The sequence below is a fragment of the Mycoplasma sp. Z386 genome, assembly GCF_054343375.1.
Map to the genome: position 1 here is coordinate 1 of NZ_JBTGVC010000020.1, position 25,402 is coordinate 25,402.

At 24.8% G+C, this 25,402-nt stretch carries 27 protein-coding genes; 2 read left to right on the forward strand and 25 right to left on the reverse strand.

Annotated elements, in window-relative coordinates; genetic code table 4:
- Positions 1-120 precede the first annotated feature (120 nt).
- From ACXX85_RS03095 to pyrH, 7 genes are all read right to left on the reverse strand, one after another.
- Positions 121-4,422: a PolC-type DNA polymerase III gene (locus tag ACXX85_RS03095; RefSeq protein ID WP_458560608.1), complete on the reverse strand. Its 4,302-nt coding sequence runs from the start codon at positions 4,420-4,422 to the stop codon at positions 121-123.
- An 83-nt stretch (positions 4,423-4,505) separates the two neighbouring features.
- On the reverse strand, positions 4,506-5,855 hold the full coding sequence (locus ACXX85_RS03100) for an APC family permease (protein ID WP_436358569.1): 1,350 nt from the start codon (positions 5,853-5,855) through the stop codon (positions 4,506-4,508).
- A 128-nt stretch (positions 5,856-5,983) separates the two neighbouring features.
- On the reverse strand, positions 5,984-6,646 hold the full coding sequence (locus ACXX85_RS03105) for a ribonuclease HIII (protein ID WP_436358912.1): 663 nt from the start codon (positions 6,644-6,646) through the stop codon (positions 5,984-5,986).
- Between the two features lies 1 nt (position 6,647).
- Positions 6,648-7,562, reverse strand: coding sequence for a Cof-type HAD-IIB family hydrolase (locus tag ACXX85_RS03110; RefSeq protein ID WP_436358911.1), 915 nt, complete (start codon positions 7,560-7,562; stop codon positions 6,648-6,650).
- A gap of 7 nt (positions 7,563-7,569) precedes the next feature.
- Positions 7,570-8,499 (reverse strand): phosphatidate cytidylyltransferase, encoded by a 930-nt coding sequence (locus ACXX85_RS03115; protein WP_458560609.1) that lies wholly within the window; start codon positions 8,497-8,499, stop codon positions 7,570-7,572.
- 8 nt (positions 8,500-8,507) lie between these two features.
- On the reverse strand, positions 8,508-9,059 hold the full coding sequence (gene frr / locus ACXX85_RS03120; RefSeq protein WP_458559269.1) for a ribosome recycling factor: 552 nt from the start codon (positions 9,057-9,059) through the stop codon (positions 8,508-8,510).
- A 1-nt stretch (position 9,060) separates the two neighbouring features.
- Positions 9,061-9,783, reverse strand: coding sequence for a UMP kinase (pyrH, locus tag ACXX85_RS03125; protein WP_436358908.1), 723 nt, complete (start codon positions 9,781-9,783; stop codon positions 9,061-9,063).
- Between the two features lie 128 nt (positions 9,784-9,911).
- On the opposite strand from pyrH, the gene ACXX85_RS03130 reads away from it, so the two are divergent.
- Positions 9,912-10,631, forward strand: coding sequence for a PQ-loop domain-containing transporter (locus tag ACXX85_RS03130; RefSeq protein WP_458557336.1), 720 nt, complete (start codon positions 9,912-9,914; stop codon positions 10,629-10,631).
- A gap of 1 nt (position 10,632) precedes the next feature.
- On the opposite strand, the gene ACXX85_RS03135 is transcribed toward ACXX85_RS03130, so the two are convergent.
- The 18 genes from ACXX85_RS03135 to prfA all read right to left on the reverse strand — a co-directional run bounded on the left by ACXX85_RS03135 (position 10,633) and on the right by prfA (position 24,742).
- A complete protein-coding gene (locus tag ACXX85_RS03135) occupies positions 10,633-11,856 on the reverse strand; it encodes a Y-family DNA polymerase (protein WP_458560610.1) in 1,224 nt (407 codons plus the stop codon).
- Positions 11,857-11,869: 13 nt separating this feature from the next.
- The gene (locus ACXX85_RS03140; RefSeq protein ID WP_436358905.1) at positions 11,870-12,085 is read right to left on the reverse strand and encodes a phosphopantetheine-binding protein; all 216 of its coding nucleotides are present in this window, start codon (positions 12,083-12,085) and stop codon (positions 11,870-11,872) included.
- Between the two features lie 8 nt (positions 12,086-12,093).
- Positions 12,094-12,531 carry an MHO_1590 family protein gene (locus ACXX85_RS03145; protein WP_436358904.1) on the reverse strand — a complete coding sequence of 146 codons (438 nt, stop codon included), beginning with the start codon at positions 12,529-12,531 and terminating at the stop codon, positions 12,094-12,096.
- Positions 12,503-13,657: an MHO_1580 family protein gene (locus ACXX85_RS03150; RefSeq protein WP_458560611.1), complete on the reverse strand. Its 1,155-nt coding sequence runs from the start codon at positions 13,655-13,657 to the stop codon at positions 12,503-12,505. Before ACXX85_RS03150 ends, ACXX85_RS03145 begins: the two co-directional genes overlap by 29 nt.
- Complete coding sequence (locus tag ACXX85_RS03155; protein WP_458560612.1) at positions 13,626-13,973, reverse strand: MG284/MPN403 family protein; 348 nt, start codon at positions 13,971-13,973, stop codon at positions 13,626-13,628. Before ACXX85_RS03155 ends, ACXX85_RS03150 begins: the two co-directional genes overlap by 32 nt.
- Before the next feature lie 235 nt (positions 13,974-14,208).
- A complete protein-coding gene (locus tag ACXX85_RS03160; RefSeq protein WP_458560613.1) occupies positions 14,209-14,751 on the reverse strand; it encodes a DJ-1/PfpI family protein in 543 nt (180 codons plus the stop codon).
- A gap of 9 nt (positions 14,752-14,760) precedes the next feature.
- On the reverse strand, positions 14,761-15,585 hold the full coding sequence (gene ylqF, locus ACXX85_RS03165) for a ribosome biogenesis GTPase YlqF (protein ID WP_458560614.1): 825 nt from the start codon (positions 15,583-15,585) through the stop codon (positions 14,761-14,763).
- Positions 15,586-15,660: 75 nt separating this feature from the next.
- Entirely contained in the window at positions 15,661-16,350 is a 690-nt protein-coding gene (rplA, locus tag ACXX85_RS03170) for a 50S ribosomal protein L1 (RefSeq protein WP_458560615.1), read from the reverse strand.
- A gap of 1 nt (position 16,351) precedes the next feature.
- Positions 16,352-16,933, reverse strand: coding sequence for a 50S ribosomal protein L11 (rplK, locus tag ACXX85_RS03175; protein ID WP_436358898.1), 582 nt, complete (start codon positions 16,931-16,933; stop codon positions 16,352-16,354).
- Between the two features lie 109 nt (positions 16,934-17,042).
- Entirely contained in the window at positions 17,043-17,489 is a 447-nt protein-coding gene (locus ACXX85_RS03180; protein ID WP_436358897.1) for an RpiB/LacA/LacB family sugar-phosphate isomerase, read from the reverse strand.
- Position 17,490: 1 nt separating this feature from the next.
- Positions 17,491-17,979 (reverse strand): Sua5/YciO/YrdC/YwlC family protein, encoded by a 489-nt coding sequence (locus ACXX85_RS03185; protein WP_458560616.1) that lies wholly within the window; start codon positions 17,977-17,979, stop codon positions 17,491-17,493.
- Positions 17,958-19,061: a molecular chaperone DnaJ gene (gene dnaJ, locus ACXX85_RS03190; protein ID WP_436358895.1), complete on the reverse strand. Its 1,104-nt coding sequence runs from the start codon at positions 19,059-19,061 to the stop codon at positions 17,958-17,960. The genes ACXX85_RS03185 and dnaJ overlap by 22 nt, the downstream gene beginning before the upstream one ends.
- 51 nt (positions 19,062-19,112) lie before the next feature.
- The gene (locus ACXX85_RS03195; protein ID WP_458560617.1) at positions 19,113-20,324 is read right to left on the reverse strand and encodes an endonuclease/exonuclease/phosphatase family protein; all 1,212 of its coding nucleotides are present in this window, start codon (positions 20,322-20,324) and stop codon (positions 19,113-19,115) included.
- Position 20,325: 1 nt separating this feature from the next.
- Positions 20,326-20,700 (reverse strand): hypothetical protein, encoded by a 375-nt coding sequence (locus ACXX85_RS03200; RefSeq protein WP_458557346.1) that lies wholly within the window; start codon positions 20,698-20,700, stop codon positions 20,326-20,328.
- Entirely contained in the window at positions 20,691-22,094 is a 1,404-nt protein-coding gene (gene gltX / locus ACXX85_RS03205) for a glutamate--tRNA ligase (RefSeq protein ID WP_458559264.1), read from the reverse strand. Before gltX ends, ACXX85_RS03200 begins: the two co-directional genes overlap by 10 nt.
- 134 nt (positions 22,095-22,228) lie before the next feature.
- Positions 22,229-22,945 carry a hypothetical protein gene (locus tag ACXX85_RS03210; protein WP_458560618.1) on the reverse strand — a complete coding sequence of 239 codons (717 nt, stop codon included), beginning with the start codon at positions 22,943-22,945 and terminating at the stop codon, positions 22,229-22,231.
- Entirely contained in the window at positions 22,939-23,670 is a 732-nt protein-coding gene (locus ACXX85_RS03215; RefSeq protein WP_458560619.1) for a peptide chain release factor N(5)-glutamine methyltransferase, read from the reverse strand. Before ACXX85_RS03215 ends, ACXX85_RS03210 begins: the two co-directional genes overlap by 7 nt.
- Positions 23,663-24,742, reverse strand: coding sequence for a peptide chain release factor 1 (gene prfA / locus ACXX85_RS03220; RefSeq protein WP_458560620.1), 1,080 nt, complete (start codon positions 24,740-24,742; stop codon positions 23,663-23,665). Before prfA ends, ACXX85_RS03215 begins: the two co-directional genes overlap by 8 nt.
- A gap of 489 nt (positions 24,743-25,231) precedes the next feature.
- Between prfA and ACXX85_RS03225 the strand changes: the two genes are divergently transcribed.
- Positions 25,232-25,357, forward strand: coding sequence for a hypothetical protein (locus ACXX85_RS03225; protein WP_458560621.1), 126 nt, complete (start codon positions 25,232-25,234; stop codon positions 25,355-25,357).
- The last annotated feature ends 45 nt before the right edge of the window (positions 25,358-25,402 follow it).

The following is a 25,402-nucleotide window of genomic DNA, read 5'->3' on the forward strand; positions in this document are numbered from 1 at the left end:
AGATGAATTAAACAATAAAATTAACTAAGTATAGAAATTTAGTAAAAATTTAGGTAAAAAAAACAAAAAAGTTGAATTTTTGTTCTTTTTATTGATAATTTAATATTTTTTCTATTTTAGTTAAAATAATGAATTTTGATCTGTATCATTAAGGTGTTTTACTATTCCCATTTCTTTGATTTTTTCAAGAAGGGTTTTATTTAAAAGTGTTCTGTTTTTTAAGTCTTCAATAGAAGAAAATTCTGATTCTTCTCTTGCTTTTTCAATCGATTTAGCTACTGCTTCACCAAGTCCATCAATTGTAATAAATGGCGGAATTAAAGCGTTGTTTTCATAATCAAGAATTCAATCAGTTGAACTGGATTTTTCTAGATTTACATTAGAAATAGTAAATCCTCTTGCATGCATTTCTTCAGCAATACATAAAATTGGAATTAAATCTTTTTCTTTTACAGATAATTGTTCTTCTTTTTTCTTTGAAAATTCTCTTCTTTTTAATTCTCTTATTTTTTCTTTTATCCCTGTTTTTCCTGATGTTAGTGTTTTGATATCACTAACATCAGCTCTTGTTGTAAAGTAAGTTGCATAATAAGCAAGTGGATAATATAATTTATAATAAGCAATTCTTCAAGCCATTAAAACATAAGCTGTAGCATGTGCTTTTGGGAAAAGATACTTAATCTTTTTAAGTGATTCTATATATCAATCTGGAATGTTATGTTTATTTAATAACTCTTCTTCATCTTTAGTTAAAGATTTTCCTTTTCTAACATTTTCCATAATTTTAAAAGATGCTGATGGTTCAACTCCTTTTAAAATTAAAAAACTCATTATATCATCACGACAAGATACTATATCTTTAAAAGTAAGTTTTTTTTCTACTATTAACTCTTCAGCATTTCCTTTTCAAACATCTGTTCCATGAGATAAACCAGAAATAGCAACTAAGTCCGCAAAAGTTTCTGCTTTTGCTACTTTTAACATTCCTCTTACGAAGTTAGTTCCAAACTCCGGAATCCCCATTGCACCTGTAGTTTCTCCAGAAATATCTTCTGGTAAAATACCTAAAGTCTCTGTGGAAGAAAAAAGGGAAATTATTTTGGGATCTGATTTTGGAATACTTGTTGCTTTTACTTTAGTTAAATTTTCTAGCATTCTAATTGCTGTAGGATCATCATGACCAAGTAAATCTAATTTTAATACATTATCATGAATGGAACTAAAATCAAAGTGAGTTGTTTTTCAAGTTGATGAATCATTATTAGCTGGATAATTAATTGGAGTAAAATCTTCTACATCAAATTCTTTTGGTATTACAATTATCCCCCCTGGATGTTGTCCTGTAGTTCTTTTTACTCCTTTAGCTTTTAATGATAAAAATTCCATAAAAGCGGATGAATAATTAGCTAAATTTTCTTCTATTTGACTTTTAATATAACCATAAACAGTTTTTTCAGCATTTGTAGAAATAGTTCCCGCTCTAAAAGTGTGGTTTTCTCCAAATAATCTTCTTACTTCATTATGAATATTAATTTGATATTCACCTGAAAAATTTAAATCTATGTCAGGAACTTTATCAGCTTTAAATCCTAAAAAAGTTTCAAAAGGAATTGTTTGTCCTTCTTTTTCAAAAGGAATATTACACTTAGAACAATTTTTATCTGGTAAGTCAAAACCTGAAAGATATTTACCATCTTCAAAAAATTCAGATGTTTTACATTTAGAACAAATGTAATGTGGAACAAGTGGATTAACTTCAGTAATTCCTGCCATTGTTGCAACAAGAGAAGAACCAACCGAACCACGAGATCCTACTAAATATCCATCATCAAGTGATTTTCTTACTAGTTTATGACTAATTCAATAAATTGCATCAAAACCATAATTTAAAATAGGATTTAGTTCTTTTTCTAACCTATTTTTTACTATAGCGGGTAAATTTTCACCATATTTTTCTTTTGCTGTTTTTCAAACAAGTTTTTCTAAATTTTCTTTTGAATTATCGAAAATAGGTGCATATAATTTGTCTTTAATAACCTGAATTTCTTCGAATTCTTCTGCTAAATTTCTTGAGTTGGAAACCACAATTTCCTTTATGATGTTAAAATCTTCTAAAAAGTCAAATTCTTTAAACATTTCATCTGTTGTTAAAAAGTTTTGTAAAGGATAAATTGGGTTTTCTTCTTTATATTTATATAAATAATGTCTTGCTCCGCCAAGTCCTTTAGCATTTATATAAATATTATGAAGTATCTTTTGGTTTTCTTCAATATAACGACAATCAGAAACTGCTATAATCTTTTTATTAAATTTTTTAGCTGTATAAACTAAATCTCTTAAACCTTCTTTTATATCTTTAGTTGCTAAAATATTTCTATTATTTCAATGAACAAAATCTCTTAGTGGTGGTACAAAAACAACATCATATCTTTGTAATTCTTGTTCAAAAATTTCTGTTGTAGAAAAGAAAAGTTTATCAATTAATCTTGAGTTTAAAGTTCCACTAGCTAATAATAAATTCTCACTTTTTTGATATTTATCTATAAAAAGTTTCGGTCCATTGTAAAAGGTTTTAACTGATGCATCTGATATTAATTTAAATAATTCTTTTAAACCTTTTTGATTTTTTGCATAAATAACTACTTCATAACTGAATTTTTTTTCATGAAGTGATTCTAGTTCAAAAAATTCTAAATCATAGCTAGAATTAATGTTTTTTTGTTCTAGTTCTCTTAAAAAAGAAAGTCAAACTTGAGCTAAAACATTAGCATCATAATCAGCTCTATGGGCTACAGTTGAGTCATAATTTATATTTAATCTTGTTGCCAAATTTTCCAATCTAAATTTTTTAGCATCTGGATTGATAATTCTTGCCACTATAAGTGTATCAATAGCTTCAATATCTAATTTTGGTAAATTAAAAACTCTTATTTTTTCATTAACAAAATTTATATCAAAATTAGCATTATGAGCTACTGCAATGGAATTATCTAAAATTTCTCTAATTTTTTTTATTCCTTCTTCTTGTGAAATTGCATTAATTAAATCTGCTTCTGTAATGTTTGTAATTTCTGTAATATACTTTGGTAAAGGTTTATTAGGTTTTATAAAAAATTGAATATTTTCCTTTATTTTTCCGTGTTCTATGACAACTGCACCAAATTCAATGATTTCGTCATATCTAGGAGATAAACCTGTTGTTTCTAAGTCAAAAACCACGTATTTAGCATTCTTTAATAAAGAATCTTTTTTTGCATTTATAACAGCATTATTTTTATATTCGATAGTGTTAAAAGTAGAACCATAAATTGCTTTTATCTTGTGTTTTTTTGCTGAATGATAAAATTCAGGAAAAGACTGAACAGAATCAACATCAGCAATACCAATTGCACTGTGATTAAATTTTTTTGCTGCAAGCACATATTCTTCTGCTGTTGATATTCCGTCCATAGCATTCATATTGCTTCTTGCATAAAATTCAACTCTTGTTTCTTTCTCTTTATCGATTCTTTCATCTTTTTTGAGTTCTATAAATTCTATTTTTTTAGCACTAATTACTTTAGTTTTTAAATACTCATCTTTTGTATTAGAACCATATGCAGTTATTGTTTTACCTACTACATATTTTTCCTGTTCTTCTTTTTCTTGATCAGTTTTTGAAAATATTTTAACTTTAATAGCTTCTTCATAATCTGTTATTGTTAAAATTGTTATTCATAAACCGGTTTTAGTTTTTTGAACATCTCTTTTAAAAATTTCACCAGTAACTATAACATTAAATTCTTCGCTTTCTAATGCTTCTTTTATAGATAAAGGAGTATAACTTTTATTTTTCATAAAAGAAGTAAAATCCTTTTTGAAACCTATATTATTGCTATTTTCAGTTTGTTTAACACTTTTGAGAAAATCTTGTTTCATTTTTTCTTCTTTGAACATTTCTTCAATTCTTAATTTTTGTGCTTCTTTTTCTTTTTCTTCATCAATTTTAAATTCTACTTTAAAGTTTTCAAAACCTCAGTTTTGCATATATGTTTCTATTTGATTTAATTTTTCAATTTTTGCGTCTAATTCATTTCTAACAAAAATTGTTAAAATATTGCTTTTTGAAAACTCATAATTTTTGTTTTCAAAAAAATCAAATAAATTATTAACTAAAAGAAAAGCATATTCAAAATAATCTTTCACTAAAAATTCTTTTTTGGAATCATCAAAATATTTAATTTTAATTTCAAAATTAAGTTTTGCTTTTCTAACTTTAGAATAAAATTGTCTAAATAATGAAATTTTAACAATGTCTCTAAAATTAAAATAGACTAAATAATAATTACCTTCTCTGCTAACTTGTTCAATTTCGACACCATAAAATTCTTCAGTTGGTTCAAATTCAATTTCTTGACAAAATTTTTTAAATGTTTCGTTCATATAACTCCTTTTATTTATGCTTATTATAAAAAATAATTATACTATCTTTTTTGCTAAAAATTCAAATGAAAAGAGTAAGTTTTTTACAACTTACTCTTATTTTGTTTTCTCTTTGAAATTCAGTGTCAAAGACCTCAAATTGCATAACCAATTAACATTGTTCCTGCATAACTTGGTAATAAAATTGCTGTACTTAATGTATATTCTTCACCTACCATTGGTGGTATAAAAGAAATTAAAATTACGAAAATTATAACTAACATTCCAAAATATAATAATATTTGTTCTCAAATTGGGATTTTAAATTCTTTATACTTATAACCAATTACAAGAATACTAAATATAGTGAGTAAATATTGCATTAAGAACACAATATTACCAGCATTTAGAATTGCATGGAATTTGTCTTCTATTCCTAAAAAATAAGGAATTAGAGTAAAAATAATCATAGATATAGATGCAAAAATAGTACAAAAAATAATGGCATTTTTATAATTATTATTTTTTCCTTTTATTGCTAATGAACTTGGTAAAAATCCATCTTCTGCTAAAGGTACAACTGTTCTTGCATAATAAACTAATGAACTAATTGAAGAAGTTGTTCTGTTAAAAAATAACCCTATTGCAAATAATATAACTCCTGTAATTCCAAAAACTAGTTTGAATAAATTTGAAAAGGAATTTGTAGTATCGTTAAAAGAAACTCCTAAAAAAATTAAATAAAAGATTAAATAAAAACTTAAAATTATTATAAAAATTAAAACTAAAATTTTCTTAAATCTTTTTGTTTCAACATCAGCAGATAAACCTGCTAAACCTTCTAAACCACCAAAAGCATAAATAAAACTTAAAACCGAACCAACTATTACCCCTATAGTTATTTCATCTTTGCTTAATAATTTAGATGCAAAATCTAACTGTGTTGCTGAAAGGTAAATTACTATAAATAAACCTGTTATTATTGTTATTCATTTTATAATCGCTGATATAAAAATAAATCATTTTGATATTTTTAAACCCAAAGCACTTACTATTGTAGTTAATAAGAAAAACACAATAGAAACTGCAAGATAAATTTCTTGATGTTCTTTATCGAGTTCGCTTAATAAACCAGAAAAGAACAATGGAGTCGTAGCAGAAAATAAAGGAACTTGAGCAAATTGATTCCATCCTTGAAAAAAGATAAATCACCTTTGTTTTGGAAAAGCTTTTTTTCCATATACATAACTTCCACCAACTTCAGAACCAAAATTTTCTCCACCTCTGGCAAAAGCAAGCATAACAGCACCACAAATGAAGGCTGTTAATACAAAAATAAGCATTCCTCAAAGTCCTTTACTAATAACACCAGCAATTGTTACTATAAAACCAAAACCAACTATATAGTTTAGTCCAAATAGTAAAAACTGCCTTTCTGAAAATTTATTCTTCAATATTTATTCCCCTTTCGTTGTTATTAAAATAAACAACTACATAATTATAGAAAAAAAACAAAAATTTTATAAAAAATGAGCTTTCAAATGAAAAAATTGTGTTTTTTTGCCCTTTTTCATTATAAAGCTTATAAATTTTCTTTAATTTCTTCTGTAATTTTGAAGTTAATTTTAGCTACTTGATCTAAATTTTCAAATCCGTATTTTGTTACAAATTCAAATGCACATTTTTTTGCATCTTTAGTAGCACCTAATAAAAATTTAAAGTTTCATTTTTGGTTTTGGTCTTCCATTTTTTGCAATAAAAATTCTCTTGCAATAATTGAAGCGCAGCCAACTTCTAAAAATTTGTCTTCTGCTTTTGTTTCTAGTTTCAATTTAGATTTAATTGTTGTAACTTGTAGTGATGAATTCACTAATTTATTAATATATTTATTAATGGAATTTGTTGTAGAAAATTGATCAATAATAACTTCATTTGCTGTATATTTTTTTTCTAGTTTATTTATATTTTGTAAATGTAACAACATTTTTAATTCATTTGCATTCAGAAATTTAGATAAATAGTTATATTGTTTTTGACTTAAAAAACTGATTGAAAAATAGCAATTTTCCTTTATTTTAGGAGTAAGTTCAATAATTTTAGAATCTGTTATTTTTTTGGAATCTTTAATATTTAATAAAGAAATTTTTTCCAAATTTTCTTTAGGTATTAAAACTGCAGCAGCGACTAATGGACTTAAATAATCACCCACTCCAGTTTCATCACAGCCGATTTTTCCATCAATCATTTTAAGTTATTTCTGCTTCTTTGTTATTTCTAGATTCTCTTATTTTTTTGCTTTTTTCTTTTTCTTTACTTGGATCTTTTAAAAATTTTTTAATGTAGTGTCCTACACCACCTTCTTTATTTGTTTTTTTCAAGACTACTGTTGCAATTCTTTTAATTCTTTGTTCGCTATTTCCCATAGCAACTGCAACATTTGTAACATGAAACATCGAAACGTCATTATAACCATCACCAATACTTATGGTATTATCTACATCTATATCGTAATATCTCATTAATAAAGAAACAACTTTAGCTTTATTAACTCCAACTGAAGTAATATCAAATACAGGTGTTAAACCTTCACCTTTTGATCAAGAAGAAAATTCCCCTAAATCTCCGAATTTTCTTTCTAAATAGGTTTTTAATTCATATACATCAGTGGTTTCTTTTACATCAAAAACAATTCCTGTTGGTTTTAAAGGTAATTTATTTAAATTAATTCCTACAGTAAATTTTAAAGAATCACTAAATCCAAAAACTCTCTCTAAAGCCTCATCTCTTTTTTTAAGTTGAACTCAACCTGGTCCTTCAATTGCAATGTTAGAAATTTCTTTTTTTACCCTTTTATCCCCTAAAATATAAAGCATTTCGTTTAAATTTAGATAATGAATTTGTGGAATAAAAAAGTCATCAACAGGATTATGAATATGAGCACCATTGTAATTACCAACAACTGTGTCTAAATTTAATTTTTCATAAATTGGTTTAGTACTTCTTCATGGACGACCAGTTATTATACAAACTACATGCCCTTGACTTTTTGCTAATTTTATTGCTTCTATTGTGTCTGGATGCATTTCTCCAGTTGCTGAATTTGCTAAAACTGTACCATCTAAGTCCAAAGCAAATAAATATCTTTGTTTTTTATTTTTCATCTTTCTCCTAAAAAATATTAATTATTAAAATTCCTATAACCAAACAAAAAAGAACTAAAAATGTTGAATCAAATCTATCCATTATCCCGCCGTGATTGGGCAATAAATTTGAAAAATCTTTTATAGATAAATGTCTTTTTATTAATGAAAATAATAAATCTCCTAGAATCGAAGCAATTGGTAAAATCAATGACATAACTAATGCAAAAATTATTTTTTCATTGTTTGCAAAAGGAAAAATGGAACTAAAATATAAACAACAAAAAGTAAAAATTCCAGAAAATAAAACAGAAATGATTGCTCCTTCTCAAGTTTTTTTAGGCGAAATCTTTGGTGCTAATTTTCTTTTAAAAATTTTGTTGCCCAGTAAAGAACCCCCAAATAAACCAAAAGTATCGGAAATTCCTGCAATAAATCCAATTATAAGAACAGCATAAACACTATAAACATTAAAAATAAATAAATATTTTCCAAATAAAGAAATTGAAGAAAGTACTAAATAAATTAATATATAGTTAAAAACATTTTGTGTTTCTTTATCAATAAAACTAATAATTAAAAGCAAAATAAATAAAGAAATTAAAAATATTCCAGTTTCTAAATCTAATGTTAGATAAGAAATTAAATCTTCAAAATGATTTATACCATCTTTAACTATTGATAAGAAATTATCTATAGATAAAAAGTAAGTCATATTGGATAAAACAATTAAAGGAATGAATATCAACTTTTTAATTTTAAAATTTTTGAGAATTTCGTATGAACCATAAGAACTTAAAACAATAAAAAAGAGTAAACCAAAAATTCTTCCACCAATTCCCAAAAAATAAATTGAAAAAAAACTTGGAAATAAAATTAAAAAAATCAATAATACCACAATTGTTCTTACTAAAATTTTATTTTTTAGAAGGCAATTTCATTTATTTTCTATTTTCATAATATTCTTTAGATAGTCATTAAATCTTTTTCTTTTTCATCTGCTATTTTAGAAATTAAATCAATTTTTTTATCAACATTTTGTTGAATAACTTCTAAATATCTTTTTTGCTCATCTTCGCTTAATTCTTCATCTTTTTTAACATCTTTATTTATTTCTTGTCTTATTAATCTTATTCCAACTTTTGCTTCTTCAATTGTTTTAGATAAACTTTTAACTAGTTCTCTTCTTCTTTCTGTAGTTAAAGGCGGAAAAGTTAATCTTATTTGATGTCCTTCATTAGTTACTTGAATATTTAAATTATGTGCTACTAATGTTGCATAAACTTCTTTAACAGAAGAAATGTCAAATGGTTTTATTAACAATTGTTGTGGTTGTGGCACTGAAATTGATGCTAATTGTTCAATAGGAGTTAATGTATCGTAATAATTAACTTTTATGTATGCTACTAATTGCGGATTTGCCCGTCCTGTAGAGATTTTAGTTAATTGTCTTTCAAAATTATCAATAACTTTTTCTGTTTTTTCTTCAAATTCTAATAAATATAAATCTAATTCCATATTAATTAATTACCTTTGTATGTTTTATTTCTCCAGTTATAGCTCTTAAAATTGAATTTTCTTCATTTATGTTAAAAACTATAAGCTCAATATTATTATCTTTTGCCATAGAAAAGGATGTAGAATCCATTACTTTTAGATTTCTTTCTAAAATTTCATCATATGTTATTTTTTCAAATCATTGTGCATTAGGATTTAATTTTGGATCTGAATCATAAACTCCTGCAACATTATTTTTACCAACTAATATTACATCAGCATTTATTTCTGAAGCAAATAAAGTGGCTGCAGTGTCTGTTGTAAAAAATGGTCTTCCTGTTCCTCCAACAAAAATTATTATTTCTTTTTGTGATAAATATTTATCTGTTTTTTCATTAATATAGTATTCTGAAACTCTTTTATCAAAGTTTATAGAAGACAATACTCTTGCAGATAAACCCTCCTGTTCAAAACCTGATTGTAATGCTAAACCATTCATCACAGTTGCAAGCATCCCTATATAATCAGCTCTATTTCTGGAAATTCCGTTTTTTTCAGCTGAAGCTCCCCTTCAAAAGTTTCCGCCACCAACAACAACAGCAACTTCGATTCCCATTTTAATAACTTCTTTTAATTGTTTTGCAATTTTTTTTACCATGTTATTATCAATTGCTAACCTAGTTTCTTTATTTGCTAAACTTTCTCCTGAAAGTTTTAACAAAATTCTCTTATATTTATATTCCATTATTCACCAACTTATAATTTATTTATTTAAATTTTAATACTTTTTTAATAAAAAACTAATAAATTATTTAATATATTAAAAAAAGAAACTGATTTAATTTTCATTTATTTAAAAAAATAATGCAATAAATGATAAAATTTCATAAGGTAAAAACATTAAAACTAGAAAGGCACAATTTAATGACAGAAATTTTTGGAGAAATTTTCGGTTGATTTGGAGTTATTTTTACGGTTGCTTTTGCAGTTCCGCAATTAATAAAGACTTTTAAAGAAAAAAGCGGGAAAGTTAATTTATTAAGTTTCTTTATTTTCTTTTTTGGGGTTACTTTATGATCAATTTATGCTTCTTTACTTGAATTTAAAAAAATTCAATTAGTAGTTGCCAATTTACTTTCTTTAGTTCTTTTAACAATTACTATTAATTTATTTTTAAAGTATAGAGAATCAAAATTTTATAAACCTTTTATTTTCTTATCAACAATATATAATATAGGAGTAATTTGCTTTGCTTCGATTGCATATCACAACGGGTGAAAATTGAACTCAATTGCTGATGCTATTTTTGGAATAGCTGCTGCATCAGGAACCTCTTTTGCTTTTGCGCCACAAACATTTATGATTATCAAAACAAGAAATGTTAAAGATTTATCTCTTATTACTTTAATTTTAGGGTTTTTAATTAATTTTAGCTGAGAAATTTATTGATTCATCATTGGTTTTTCAACAGGATTAATAACAAAAGTAGATATAATTTACATTTTAATTGTTCAAGCAATTGCAATGATAATTTATACAATACAAATAGTGTTGTTATTAAAAGAAAAATCAACCAAAATAAAGCATAAATAAACTATTTCTTTACACCAAAACCTTTATAAGTAGTTTCTTTATTTTTAATTTTATTATCTTTATGTTCAGATAATGACATAAAGGTTTTTTTATAAAATTTATTATTTAATTTTGTTATTAAATTTTGAATTTTTTTATTTTCTCCTTCTTCTTCAATTATACTTATTTGTGAGAAACTTGCAACTAAATTATTAAAACCACAAGTGATAAATTTAACTGGTTGTTCATTTCATATTTGATCTAGCATTTTGCTTAAATGATTATAAACAACTTCTTCATTATTTGTTAAATTAGAAAGAGTCAATTTTTTGGATTTTTTTTCTAAATCTGTATAAATCACTAAAAATAAATTTTTTGAAAATAATTGTTTTCTCTGTAAATTAGAACAAATTGTTCTGGAAATATGTTTTATACTTTCTAATAAAACTTTTCTTTCTGTAACCCAATTATCAGCATCAAAAGATATTTGTTGTGAAATTCCTTTAGGTTCTTCATACTTATAATTTACAAAATCATCACCGTTGTTTTCTAAATTATTTAAAAGATCGAAATCTCTTTTATGAACCTTTTGATTTATTGCTAAATCTTTTTTTATTTTTTTATAAAAATCTTCAATAGTATAAATTTTTAAATTTTGAAATTTGATATAGGAAGATTTTCCTATACCATAACATTTATCGATTGATAATGGTAAAATTTCTTTTTTAATATCTTTTTGCTCTAATATTTTTAAACCAAATGGTTTAGCTAAATTGGTTGCCATTTTTGCCAAAAATTTATTATAAGAAACACCAATTGTAATAGGCAAATCTAAAAATTTTTTTACATCATTTTGAATAGAAGAAATCATAAAATTTAAATTGTTATTAAATTTTTTAACTAATTCAGTAGCATCCATAAAACACTCATCAATAGAAATGATTTCAATTTTTTTTGTATATTTTCTTTTTAAAAAATCAAAAAAATTTTCAGATTCTTTTAAATATAAATTATAGTTTGGTTCCACAACAACTATATTTGGAATTATTTCTTTTACTTTTGACAATAATCAAGGAACTTTAGCACCTTTATTTTTCGCTTCGTAAGACAACGAAACAACAATAGAATTTTTTCTATTGTAAGCTATAGCAATTTCTTTTTTTTCTAAAAGTTTATTATTCTTTCTCTCTGCAGACACAAAGAAAGAATCTATATCAATATGTAATATAACTTTTTTATTTGACATTTTATAATGTATTTTATTGTTTCTTTTCTTCTAAAAGAACTATAACGTCTTTTATTTTTGATATTTTCATTAATTCTTCATCTGAAATAGATATTGATAATTCACTTTCAATATCTGTTATCATTTCAACTAAGTCAAGAGAATCAACTCCAATTTCAAAAATATCACTTTCTTCAGTGAATTTTTTATTTGTAATTTTTTTTAATTTTTCAAAAACGAAATCTTTCATAAAATAAATTATATATCATTATTTTCTATATTTAAATGATAATTTTTATAAACTTTTTGATCTTCATTAATCCAAATAAACTCTACTAAAACACTTTTTTTATTTTCGTATTTGTAATTGAACTTTATATCACCATAAGACACACCAAGTCTTTTTATAATATCTGTTATAAAAAAAGAAATCATTTTATCATTTATTACAGGTTCTCCATTTTCAATTTCAATATAATCATAATATTCTCTTGCATCAACTTCTGGGAAAATATCATTTTCAGTTAAGAAAAATGATTCGTTATTATTTGTAATTTTTTTATTTTTTGAAGAATCTTCGCTTTTTAAAGCTAAATATATAACTGGGATAGTTATAGCAATAACAGAAGCAACAGAAAGAGAAGAGTATAAAATTATTTTTTTCTTTTTAAAGAGAATTTCCTTTATTTTCGACAATTTCTTCTTCATCTTTTTTGTATAATTTTTTTAATCCATCAAGAGTAATTGTAGTATCTAATAAAAATTTAAATTGACTATTTTTTATTAGATAATGATCCACTTCTGAAATTCTAGGTTCTTTATAACTAGAAATATAAAATTTTACTTTTCCATCATTTTTATCTAAAAATTTATGTTTAATTTTTTGTTTATAACTCAAAGTGATGTCTTCGAAATCTTTATTTATATCAATTTTAATGCGTGGAAAGATTTCTCCTGAGAAATTATAGGGAATAATAAAACCTCGCTTAGAATAACTATTTATGCCCTTTACAGTGGTTTTTTTCTCAAAATCATAATATGTATTATCTACAATTTTGATTTTTCCTATAACTTTTTTACCATTAATAAACTCAACTTTATCATTTTTTTCAAAATATAAATTTAGTTTTTCTTGATTTTCGATTGGTAAGTTTTCAACAAACTTAGGTTTTAAATTTAAATCTCTTTCTATAAGTTCTTCATTATATGCATCGTTATATGCAACTACATCAAATAACGTTTCGTTGTATTCTCCTACTTTTAGTTTTGTAGGATAAAATACTAAATTGTTATAAAGTAATTTATCATAAGAATTTTGATATTTATCATTTATAGTGTTTGAAAAACTTGAAGTTCTAAGAGCTTTTACTGATTTAAATTTAATACTATCATCTACAAAAAAATCTTTTTGTAAAAGTGGATTTTTAACTAATTTTAATTGAGTTACAATCAAAGGATCTTCTTTCTTATTTTCTATTGAACTAACTAAACTTAAAGTTTTAATATCTGAAAAAGTATTTTTTTTAAATTCCAAAAACGGAATTATAAAATTTTCATAAGATTCCTCATTTATCTCTTTAATTACAGAAAAATCTAAAGGTTGGTTATTTAATTGGATACTAAATTCTACTTTCTTTTGATTTCTAGAAAAATATGTAGATTTAATTGAAAATGTGTCATCAATAATGTTTCTTTTTATTTCTATAAAATGTCTTTCACCCATTGGTGTATTTTTAGAAATGATTTTACTTTTTTTAACTTCAAAAACTGATTCTATTTCATTTATTTCTTTATACTCAGATAGATGCTGGATATTGTCCATATAAGTAAAATAAGAATCTGTCGATTGCTTTGTTAATATTTTTATAGTATGTACTTTTTGATCAATGTTTTTTAAATCAGTTTTTGTTATTTTCAAGAAATTCTTTTCTTAAAATATAAGAATATTCTGGTTCAATTAAGTCCATTATTTTTTCGAAAATAGAAACTGGTTTTTCAGCAATAATTTTGTTTTGATTATTTGGATCTAAATTTATTTCTAAACTTTGTTCTAGTTTTAATTTATTATGCATTAAGATAATTAATTCCATAAATTTTCTTTTCTCTACGAAAGTAATGATTCTATGTAATTTTGCCATATTTTTTTCTCCTTTTTTGGGTAATTTTTTAATATTCTACCCATTATAATTTTTAAATATTTTTAAAAAAATCATAAAAAAAGGAAAAAATTAGGAAAAATAGGGCAATTTTCCTAATATTTTTGACACTTTTTGGTTTTTTAAGAAAATATTGAAATTAAATTTTCGTATTTCTTATCGATAGTTATCCTATTAAAATATTTTAATTTAAAACTATAAAAATTCTGTTTATTTTTTATCCTGTTAGTTGTTTTAAAATTTGTTTTTTAACTTCAGGTCCTTGAATAATTTCAATTATTTTTAGTGAAAATTCCAATGAATAAAAAGCACTTTTAGCAGTTATGATTTTATCAAAATGCACTATGTTTTTGTCTTGGAATTTTTTCCCTTTTTTAGATTGATTTGGAAAACCTACATATTCGGTTTTATCATCAAAAATATTTGTTTCAAAAAGGGCGTTAGGTGCATCGCAAATAGCAAAAATTCATTTTTTATTTTCTAAAAAATGATTAACTATATTTAAATTTTTAAGATCTTTTCTTAAATAAGTTGCTCCCTTACCACCTGGAATAAAAATAGCTGAAAATTCACTTAAATCAATTTCTTTTTTAGTTTGTATTTTTACAATTTTATGTTGCCCTATATATTCTCTTGACTCATTATTGTTATAAAAAATTATTTCTGAAAAAGTTTTTGCTCTTTCTAAAGTTGTAGTTACAGCAGTTAATTCAAAATCTTGAAAATCATCTTGAACTAAAACAAGTAATTTATTATTCATAGTCCCTTTCTAATCATATGTAACATTTGTAAGTTTTCGTAGATATATTATAAATCATTGCATAGTTTTTTCTAAGTCTGGTTGATTATTTTTAGTTAAAAAAAGTTTAATTTTGCCTAGTTTGTATAAATTATTATAAATTTCTGTTTCATCTGTTGAAGGATTTAAACCTAAGTCGATAATTTTATTTGGATAATATTCAGAAAGAAGTTTATAACCGAAATTAAAAAAATCTTTTTTTGGTATTATTTCAGGTTTAATTGAACCAATTATAGCCAACTTAATCCCTATTAATTCATCTTGAAATTTAGGTCATAAAATACCAGGAGTATCTAATAATTGTATATCACCTGCATTTATCCACTGTTGTCCTTTTGTTACTCCTGGCATATCTCCAACTTTAGTTTTTGCATTTGAAATTAAATTAATTAATGTAGATTTTCCACTATTAGGAACACCCATAATAAAAACTCTTAATCGTGGTTTTAGTAAACCTTTTGCAGAATCTTTTTTTCTCTTCTCTTCTAATCGTTCGTTAATAGCTTTTAAAATTATTTTTTTGCTGCTATTTTCTTTTAAATTAACAAAAATTACTTTTGAATTTTCACTATTAAATCTTGATAAAATTTTATTTATTTTGCTTTTATCTGACATATCGCTTTTTGTAATTACAAACAACCTAGGTTTAGAAGGAGATATTTTATCAAATTCTTCATTGTAACTACTTATTGGAGCTCTACCATCTAAAACAATTAAAAACAAGTCTGCTAAAACTTGCTTTTCTTGTATTTGTTTCATCGCTTTTGCCATATGGCCTGGGAATCATTGAATCATATCAATTATTATAATGTATTTTTAAAAAAATAAGAAAGAAAAATTTCCTAATTTATAGGAAATTTCTGTATATTATTAATCAAACTTGATTTTAATTGAAGGTCCCATAGAAGCAGAAACTGTTAAGTTTAAAATATATGCACCTTTAACTACACTTGGTTTTAATTTTTTAATTAATGAAATTAATGTTTGTGCATTTTCTGCTAATGCTTGTGCACTCATTGAAGTTTTTCCAATTAATGAGTGAACAATACCAGATTTATCTGCTCTATAGTTTGCTTTACCTTTTTTAAGTTCTTCTACAGCTTTTGAAGGTGTAGGAGTAACTGTTCCAGTTTTTGGGTTAGGCATTAATCCTTTTGGTCCAAGTTTTTTACCATATTTACCTAAAACAGGCATCATTTTTGGATCAACTACCATTACATCAAAATCAAATAAATCATTTTTTAAAGCTTCTTCTAATTCACCTGTTGTATAAACTAAATCTGCTCCTGCTTCTTTTGAAGATTTTTGCATATCAGGATTATCTGTTGCTACTAAAACTCTAATATTTTTTCCTGTTCCGTTAGGTAATACAACAGCACCTCTTAATTGTTGGTCTGCTTTTCTTGTGTCTAAATTTAATCTAATTGCTAAATCTACTGATGCATCAAATTTTGCATATGAAGTTTTCTTTACTAACTCCATTGCTTCTTCTAAAGAATAAACTTTATCTTTTTCTACAAGTTCTCTTGCAGATTGAAGTTTTTTACCAATTTTTCTCATATTAGTTTTCTTCACTTTCTTGTTTTTCTTTTATAACTTCTGCATCTACAAAACCTTTATTTTCTGCAGCAGCTTTTGCATCTTCTTCTAATTTAGCAGCTGAAGCAGCAGCTTTTGCATTTGCTTTAGCTTGTTTTTCAGCTTCTTTTTTAGCAGCCACAACATCGTCTCAACCTTCAACTAAAACACCCATATTTTTAGCTGTTCCTGCAATTGTTTGCATAGCTTTATCCAATGAATCTGTGTTTAAATCAACTAATTTGTATTGTGCTATTTCTTTTAATTGTTCTAAAGTAATTGTAGCAACAATTTTAGTTTTAGAATTTGAAGAACCTGATTGAATTTTAGCTGCTTGTTTAATTTTATATGAAGCAGGTGAAGTGAATAATTTAAAATCAAATGATTTATCTTTATATATTGTGATAGCTACAGGAACTGGTTCGCTCCCTCTATCTCTTGTTTGATCGTTAAATTGCTTTGTAAATTCAGGCATAACAATACCTAAACCAGCTAATGCAGGACCAGGTTTAGCTTGTCCAGCATTAAATTGCAATTTAGCAACACGAACTATTTCTTTTGCCATTGCGAGCTTCCTTTCTTTCTCTTGGTGGTAATAACGATTTCTCTTCCACTAAGGCAATATAAATATTGCAATTAAAATTTTACCATATTTTGCTTTTTTTAAATTAAAATTAATCTAATTTATCTAACTCATCAATTCTTGCTTGATGTCTTCCGCCTTCGTATTTAGTTTCAAAATACTCATCGACCATTTTTTTTGCTTCTTCAAAAGTTGTAAATCTACCACTTAAAGCAATTGCATTTGCGTTATTGTGTAATTTTGCTAAATAAGCATCGTTAACATTTGTAATTCTTGCTGCTCTAACTCCTTTGAATCTATTTAAAGCATATGAAATTCCAAGTCCTGTTCCACAAAAACCCATTCCTATGTCTGCTTTTTTGCTTTGTAAGTATTTTCCAAGTTTTTTACCATATGTTGCATAGGATACTGATTCTACTCCGTTAAAAGGGCCTAAATCTTCTACTTCGTATCCTTTGGATTTTACATATTCTAAAACTTTTACTTTTAAATCATAACCAGCATGATCACTTGCGAATGCTACTCTAATTTTTTCCATACTATCTTAATCTTTCCAATGTTTCTACTTTTATAATTTGTGAAGGTTCGTTGCTTCCTTCTCCAAAATTATAAACTTGTTTTATTTTATTAAAAACTTTTTGTGCTTCTTTTATAGTTAAATTTTTTTGACCAGAAATATTTGCACTCGTTACTCAACAAGGACCAGTTTTTTCCAAAAATGCCTGTAATCCCTTTTGATTTGGCATTCTAAAACCTTGATTATTAACAATTAAAGTTATATTTCCGGGTCAAAATTTCTTAGCCAACTCTTCTGCTTGTGAATTTCATTCTCAAAATTCTCTTGCTTGTTCTATAGAAGCAACTAAAATTATTATTTTTTTATTTATATCTCTTTGTTTAAGTTCATATAAAAGATCTATTTTTTTTGTTTTTACAGGAATACCTATGCCAACAACGGTATCCGTTGTAGTAATAAATACATCTTTATATTTGTCAATTTCATTCATTAATCAAAATCTTTCAATCATTTATTTTTTCGATCATCTTTTACACCTGAAAAAATTGATTCCATTGCTTTTTTCTCTGAATTTGATAATTTTGGAACATATAATTGTAAGTGAATTTTTAAGTTTCCATAAGAATTATTTTTTGGATTTTTAGAACCTTTATTTTTTACAGTTAATACATCACCTGATTTATAAGAATTATTCATTCTAATCTCTTCATTTCCATATGGTGTTGGAATTGTGATAAGATTTTCAGAAATAATATCAATTACAGAAACTGGCACAGTTAAATGAATATCATCACCAACTCTTGTGTAATGTATATGATCTCTAACAGTTATTTCTATATATAAATCTCCATTTTGCCCACCATTTAATCCGGGACCACCATATCCATTTAAAACTACAGATTGCCCTTCCTTAATACCTGCAGGAATAGAAACTGTCAACTCTTTACTTTCTTTTACAATTCCTTTACCGGAACATAATTTACATAATTTTTGAATTCTTTTCCCTTTACCGGAACAATCAGAACAAGTTGCACTATTTTGAATGGCTCCAAAAGGTGTTTTAATAACTTTTGTAACACTTCCTGTTCCACCACAAGTACTACATTTCTTAATATCTGCTGTAGAATTTGCACCACTACCGTGACAATTATTACATGTGCTATATTTATCGAATTTTCTCTTTATACTTGTTCCTAAAATTGATTCAAGAAAACTTATTGAATATTCAATTTTATAATCTGAACCATCTTCTGGATAATTTTCTCTTGATTTTCTTCTGCCAAATCCACCAAAAATATCTCCAAAAAAGTCACTGAATCCGCTAAATCCACCAAAATTTCCAAATCCACCAAAACCTGCTTGTGCATTTGGATCAAAAGCATCATGACCATATTGATCATATTGTGCTCTTTTTTCTGGATTTGATAAAACTTCATATGCTTCATTTACTTCTTTAAATTTCTCTTCTGCATCTGTTTCTTTATTTTTATCTGGGTGATATTTCATAGCTAATTTTCTATAAGCTATTTTTATTTCTTTATCCGTTGCGTTTTTATTTATTTCTAATACTTCATAATAATCTCTTTTTTTCATAAATAAAATTTTAGCACATTTTATATTAGAGTGCTAAAATTTTGTATATTATTATTCATCTATATCATCTTTTGATACATCTAAATCTGTATAAACTAAAGTGTGATCGCTAATTTTTAAAATTCAATTTTGTAAGGTATCCTTTGAAGGTTTTTTATCAACTTTTTTCTTTCATTCTTTTTCTTCAATAATATTTTTTTCAAAAACAGAAAATATATCAAATCTTTGAGCGTTAGAAGTTTTTAAATCACCTTTATAAAGGATTTTATCATATGGTTGTGATCACTTATTAGTCTTACCAAGACTTGTTTCTAAATTTCAATCAAGTAATGTTTTATAACCTGCTTTAATTGTTAAATCAAATGCTTTTGCTCCGTTATTTTCCTTTATATTTGTATCTCCCATAAAGAAAATATCGTTATTTTTGCCATCTTGTAAATCAAATCAATTTAAAACATTTTTTAACTCTTTAGCTTCATTTATTTCAAATTGACCTTGACCGGAATAACCGCTCGCTGCTGGTTCAACACCTCTTTTTTGTCCTGGAGAATCAAAGTGAGAGAATACTACGGTAAAATCATTATGTTTTTGATTTTTAACTCTAAAATGTGCTCCATATGGTGGTCTTGCATAAACGGTTTTTTCTTTTTTATTAAAGTAAGAAGTAAATTCTGGGTTTGGATAAGGAATTCCTAAATAAGGGTTTTTATTGTTTTGATATCCAGCAAATGGAATTGGTTCTAAAAATTTATTTTTATAAACTATACCTATATATTCTTGCTGTGATTCTTTACCTTTACCAAATAATTTAGGACTTAATAAATATTTTCAATCTCCATCAGGATCATATTCTTTTAATTTTTCAATTATTTTAGAAACAGCAAGTTCATTATTTTCATTATCAATTGTAACTTCAGTTAAACCAACTAAGGAAAGATTTTCATGATTAATAATTTTTGCTATTGCTTCATTTTTTCAATCTTGTTTTCCAGTGTGATTTAAAATATTTCAATGACCAATTCTTATTTTATCAAATCATAATTCTTGATTATTATCTGTTTTTTTGTTTAAATCATTATTTTTTTTGTATTCTTTTTGTCCTTTTTCATCGTTACTTGGAATAGAAGAGTTAATATTCTCTTTTGACGGTTGTTCCTGTTGTGTCTGTTTTGTAATAGGTTCTTGATGTGTTTGTTTTGAACCACATGAAGTAAAAACTAAAGGTAAAGAAAGAAAAGAAAATCATTTAATTCATTTTTTCATTTTATCTATTTATAAATAATTCTATTTGAAAACTTGAAATGTATTCTTCTTTAGCAGAAAATAAATCGTAATAAAAGGAAATAAAATTTTCTTCTCTTTCTAATTTTGTCATTTTATAAATGAAATCTAACTCACCATATTCAGTTTTAAAAGGACATACTTTTTCTTTATTTAACTCTAAATTAACAGTTGCATGACTTTGAAAAATATTAACTTTGTTTTTTGAAACTTCAATTCTTATAGCAATATTTGTATTTGGATCTTTAAAAATAAATGCATCAAATTCTTCTCATTTATCTAATTCTAAAGGAGAAATAAATTCAATTACTTTTTTATCATCATCCTTGATAATTGTTGAAACAAATTTTATAGTCATTTTTTCAATCTCTCTTTAATAATGTTTTCTCCAAATAAATAAATACTTTTTGCTAATTCTGGTCCATGTTGTTCAAGAGTGGAAGCAATTCTAATTGGTAAAAATAAATTCTTTCCAGATAATTTTGTTTGTTCTTTTGTTAAATCTATTGCTTTTTGAATATTATCAATTGAAAAATTTAAATTATTTAAATGACTGTAAAAAACAAAAATAACTTCTAAATTTATAGGGTTTTCCTTTATAAATGTTTCTGTTAAATCTTTTGGAAACTTGTAAATTCTTAAATTATTTTTAATTTCATTTAAAGTAGCAGCACTTTGTTTATATGTTTCTACAAATAATTCATTTCAATCAGAATCACTATTTAGTTGTAATTGTTCTTTTAAAATAGTGTTGCTTTGATTTTTCATATATTGTTTAGAAAATCATTCCATTTTCTTAATATCAAATTTTGAAGGAGATTTAGACAATCTATTTTCATCAAATTTTTCAATTAATTCTTTGTGACTTAAGATTTCCTGTGCATCTTCACTTGTTCATCCAAGTAATGCTAAGAAGTTAAAAATAGCTTCAGAAATATAACCTTCATTTTTATAATCTTCAATAAACTGTTTTAAACTTAAATCTCTTTTAGAAAGTTTTTTTCCTTCCATATTAGTAATTATTGTTAAGTGTCCAAATTTTGGTGTTTCTCAACCAAAAGCATCATATACCGCAAGTTGTTTAGGTGTATTTGTAATATGTTCTTCACCTCTTAAAACATGGGTGATTTCCATATCATGATCATCAACTACAACTGCAAAATTATAAGTTGGAAATCCATCAGATTTTTTTATTACTCAATCACCAATATCGTTTGAATTTACAGAAATTTGTCCTCTTACAATATCATTTCAAGCGTAATCTTTATTAGGTTTAAGAGCTAATCTTACTGAATATTCTTTATTTTTTTCTCTTGTTTCTTTTTCTTCTTCAGAAATTTTTAGCCAATTTCTATCATATCTAAAGCTGAAAATTCCTTGTTTTTCTTGTTCTTGTCTTTGTTGATCTAATTCTTCTGAAGTATCATATGCTTTATAAGCAAGGTTTTTAGAAATTAATCAATCTACTAATTCATTGTATCTATCAAGTTTTTCACTTTGTCTGTATTTTCCGTATTTTGAATTAGGATTTATTGGTGATTCATCTGGAATAATACCTAATCATTTTAGATTATTTAATTGTGATTCTTCTCCTCCTTCAACATTTCTCGAAACATCAGTATCTTCAATTCTTAAAACAAATTCTCCACTATAATGCTTAGCAAATAAGTATGAAAATAAAGCTGTTCTTGCTCCACCTATATGGAGATATCCTGTTGGACTTGGTGCATATCTAGTTCTTATTTTTTTCATTGTTTCTCCTTAGTTATTAATTTATAAATAATTATATTTTATTTTTTTAAAAAAATTGAATAAATGCAATAAAACTTCTTTATTTATTTTCAAGATAAAAGCAAACTTCCTTTTTGAAAGTTTGCTAATTTTGATTAATTATTTCAATTCTTATTTAAATAAAAATTTATTGAATATCAAAGAATAAAAGGATAAAAATCTTTATCATTTTTATAAATTTTTGTATCATTAACTTTTATGTAAGATTTTCCAAAGTATAGTCTATTATAAAATCAAAAAGTACAAGTTATTATATTAATAAATTTTTCTTTTTCATCTTTTATTTTTTCATTAAAATCTATTTTGTTTTGATCTATATAATTTAAAAGTTTAAAAGAAATATTTTCCTCTTTTTTGTAAAATTCAACGACTTCATTTTCTTCAAAATAAAAATCTTTACTTAAATATTTTTCAAAATAAACTAAGTCATTTTGATTTACTTCAATTTGATCTCAGTTTGCTTTTTTCTTTTCTTTTTTTAATTTTATTTTATAAACTATAAATGAAATAAAAGTTAAAAACAAAATATAAGCAATAGAAACAATAAATAATATAACATTGATATTAAAAGTTTTAGAATTAAAAAAATCAATAATCAAAAAACCTATTCCAAATATTAAACAAATAATTTCAAAAAATAAATAGATAATATCAAAATAAGAAATTTTTTTATTTGTAATAAGAAATTTTTTTCATAATTTTAAATCTACATTTTTTAAATTAATTATGTTCTTATATCTAATAAAAGTGATTGAAATTGTTAAAATTGTTGCTACAAGAATTGCTAAGAAAGTTATTATATAAGCTATCATTTTTCTCCTTTTTTAATTATAACTATTCTGTTTTTTTGATTAATATCTTTTTTTATTTCTATATTTAAATTTTCAAGAGACTTAAAATAATCTAAATTTCAATCTGAAATTTCAAATATAAGAATTCCTTCCTTTTTTAAAAAAGATTTACCATCATTAATAATTTTTTTATAAAAGTAATTTCCATCTTCTTTTGCAAATAATGCATTGTGATTTTCTCATTCTAAAACAGAGTGATCCAGTTTTATATTTTCAGGTATATATGGGGGATTAGAAATAATTAAATCATACTTTTCATTCGGATCTAATTTTTGAAATAGATTAGATTTAATTACTTTAATTTTTGAAGAAAATAAACAATTTTCCTTTATATTAGTCAAAATTTTACTTATAGCATTTTCATCATTATCAACTAAAGTCACTTCACAACCTATCTCATCAAAAATGGTTAATCCTATAAAACCAGATCCTGCACACATATCTAAAACTTTAGAATTTTTATTCAAAAATTTTAAAGATTCATTAATAACTTCTTCTGTTTCATATCTTGGGATTAAAACCTTATCGTCTGTAATTAAAAATTTTAGTCTGTCCATTTGAACAAAACCAATAATTTGTTGAATAGGCATTGAAGTTTTTAATTTATTTTCTTCTTCATTAGTAATTATTAATGGTAAATTATTTCTTATTTTTTCTCGTAATAAAGCTTCTCTTCTTTTATTCAAGTCCTGCATTTTGAATCTTTTCTGCTTGTTCTTCCGCTAATAAAGCTTCGATAATTGGATTTAATTGACCTGCTACAACATTTTTTAAAGATGTAGAAAAACCAATTCTATGATCTGTTATTCTATCTTGTGGATAATTATAAGTTCTTATCTTTTCACTTCTTGCACCAGAACCAGCTAATTTTCTAAAAGCACCTTCTACTTCTTGTTTTTTTCTAATTTCTAAGTCATAAAGTCTTGATTTTAAAATTTTCATTGCTAATTCTCTGTTGGCTATTTGGCTTCTTCCATCTTGAGAAGTAGCAATAACACCTGTAGGAATGTGTGTTATTCTTACAGCAGAATCTGTTGTATTAACGGATTGACCACCTGCACCAGAAGATCTAAAAGTATCTACTCTAATATCGTTTGGATTAATTTCAATTTCAACATCTTCATCTGCTTCAGGCATTACAGTAACTGTTGCAGTTGAAGTGTGAACTCTACCTTGAGTTTCAGTTTCTGGAATTCTTTGAACCCTATGAACTCCTGACTCAAACTTAAGTTTTGAATATGCTTTTTCACCACTAATTGAAAAAACTATTTGAGTAAAACCTCCAGCTACAGCAAATGTAGAATCAAGAACCTTTACTGTCATATCATTTGAATCAGCTCATTTATTGTACATTTTAAAAAGGTCACCAGCAAAAATGTTTGCTTCATCGCCGCCAGCTGCCCCTCTTATTTCCATAATAACGTTTCTTTCATCATTTTCATCTTTTGGCAATAATAAAATAATAAGTTCTTTTTCTAAAATAGGCATTTGCTCTTCACAGTTTGTTATTTCAGATTTAGCAAAAGCAATAATTTCTGCATCTTTTTCTGCAAGAAGAAATTTAGCTTCTTTTATAGTGTTTTCAAATGCTAAATATTTGTCAAATGTTTCTACTATGTCTTTGATTGAAGAAATTTCTTTAACAATTTGAGTGTATTTTTTTATATCACTCATTGTTTTTTCATCTAATAAAATTTTATTTAATTCATTATATTTTTCTTTAATTGAAATTAGTGATTTATACATTGAAGTTTCCATATTAATTTTAATTATATAAGAAAACTGCTTTTTTAAAAACTTAAAAGGCGAAAATTTAATTATATTTGTAAAGTTAAAGATTTATTAAAAGTTTTAAAATTTTATTTTACTTTGTAAAAACATTTCCAGTTTTAAACATAAAAAACATTTCTATATAAACAAGGACATAACTTTGGTAAGAAACCAAATTTATGTCCTTGTTTAAGCAAGAGTGAGTTGAAAATAGAGAACATTGAACGGAAATATTATGATCTTTATAAAACTTATTTAGAGAATAATAATAAGTAAAATGCAAAAAATCTGATAGCTACAATATATAGCAAGGTGAGTACTAAATTATAGTTATTACTATGAAAGTAGTGATAACTTTTTTTTATTTGAATTTTGTTTATTTTTTAGTTTATTTCTTTTATTAAACATACAAAAAAATAAAAAAATTTTTATAAAAAATAATTTGAATTATAATAATAATTATATATAGGGAGAAGTATGAAAGAAAAAATTAAAGCAGAACTAATGGAAAAAATAAACAATATTGAAATTCAAGAAAAATCTGGTTTAAACTCTTTTTTAGATGAGTATATTGAAAACAAAATTGAAAAAATGGTAGTGTAAGATATTTTGTGTAAATTTCTCTTGCTTACTTTTTAGTAAGAGATT